The sequence below is a fragment of the Bartonella sp. TT121SHDZB genome (assembly GCF_042193415.1).
Lineage (GTDB): Bacteria > Pseudomonadota > Alphaproteobacteria > Rhizobiales > Rhizobiaceae > Bartonella.
This window is the reverse complement of sequence record NZ_JBHILR010000040.1, coordinates 1-1218: the sequence shown is the minus strand read 5'-3', so window position 1 is coordinate 1218 and position 1218 is coordinate 1. Positions and strand designations below refer to the sequence as shown.

Here is a 1218-nt window from a genome sequence, read left to right as displayed (position 1 = left end):
GGTATGCGGTTCCTATCACTTGGTTGCTTTAGTTTTGGTGCTAACGCACAAGCAGACAAAAGATTCATAATTAAAATTATAGGAATGATATATTTCATTTTAATGCTACTCTTTTTTACTGTTATTTATAATATAACAATTTTTATCATTATTACAATTTTGAATATAAAGTAAAGTGCATAGTTTGTGATTATTTTATTTTTTGATTTCATGATCCTATTTTATTCGTGAAAAGATCCAGCTGCGGTGTAAATATTTTTCACTGTAGGATTTGAATATTCGGGTTATTTTATCATATGAATGCTCAAGGTGGACATTAACGGGAATTATTTTTTCCTATGCCATCTAGTCTCCATAGATGTCCAAATGTAACGCCTTTTGCGAGAGCATTGGCAATGTTTGACAGTTTGAGTAACAGCATAATGGATATAATGGATAGGATGAGAGCTCCTCCAAACATGTATCCCATATTTTGTTTGTAATCGATGTCCATATCTTGCATATAGTTTGCAAAGATATTCATCATTAGATTAAATACGGTAGCTAAGAGTACAAAGAGGATTGTATAGCTTAAGACTTGTGCTATCCATTGTTCAAAAAAGCGATAGGTTGGTTGCCAGAGTAGAGCAATAATGAAGATTGGTCCCCATCCTACGAGAAGAGCAATAGCGATTTTTGTCAGGAGGACGAGACCACCACCGATTGCAACTACGAGGCTTGTTGCCAACAAGATGACGATGCCTAAGAGACCGTAAAGTAGCCCATTGGCATCGAAGAAAACAGTTTCTCCGAACAGACGACTTGCATATTGAAATCCTCTGTCTGCTGCTTTGTCAAGCAAGTTCATTAATTGTTGATCAGTGAGTGGATTTTTTATGAGTGCTTTTGATAAATCATGAGGCATTTGAGTTATCAAATTTGTGATTTCTGGTTGATAAAGTCCTGCGGTAAGAGCTATTGAAGTAATAATGCTTATCCGTAGGAAACGGTTTACAAATCCGGAGAGAGGCATATCTATAGCCCCGCGAATGATGAGCCATCCATAGATGATAAAAGCGATGGTGATCCCGATTGAGACGAAGGGTGTAATTGTAGCTATTGCTTTTGAGGAAATATCTGTGACATAGATTTTTGTTATCTTGTCAATTTCAGTGAAAAGTTGCGTGAAGATAGTGAAGTTCATGGCATTCCTCGTTAACGAATCTTCAATTTTTTATT

General features: G+C 36.0%; 1 protein-coding gene. It reads right to left on the bottom strand.

All coding sequences use genetic code 11. The annotated features are described in order from the left end of the window. Nucleotides 1-316: 316 nt before the first annotated feature. Nucleotides 317-1183, bottom strand: a complete 867-nt coding sequence (locus tag ACFIKI_RS08345; RefSeq protein WP_375666747.1) for a type IV secretion system protein — start codon at nucleotides 1181-1183, stop codon at nucleotides 317-319. Between the last annotated feature and the right edge of the window lie 35 nt (nucleotides 1184-1218).

Bases quoted from the DNA above. Each gene is read 5' to 3' on its own strand.
- ACFIKI_RS08345 (WP_375666747.1), bottom strand. From the start codon at position 1,183: ATGAACTTCACTATCTTCACGCAACTTTTCACTGAAATTGACAAGATA.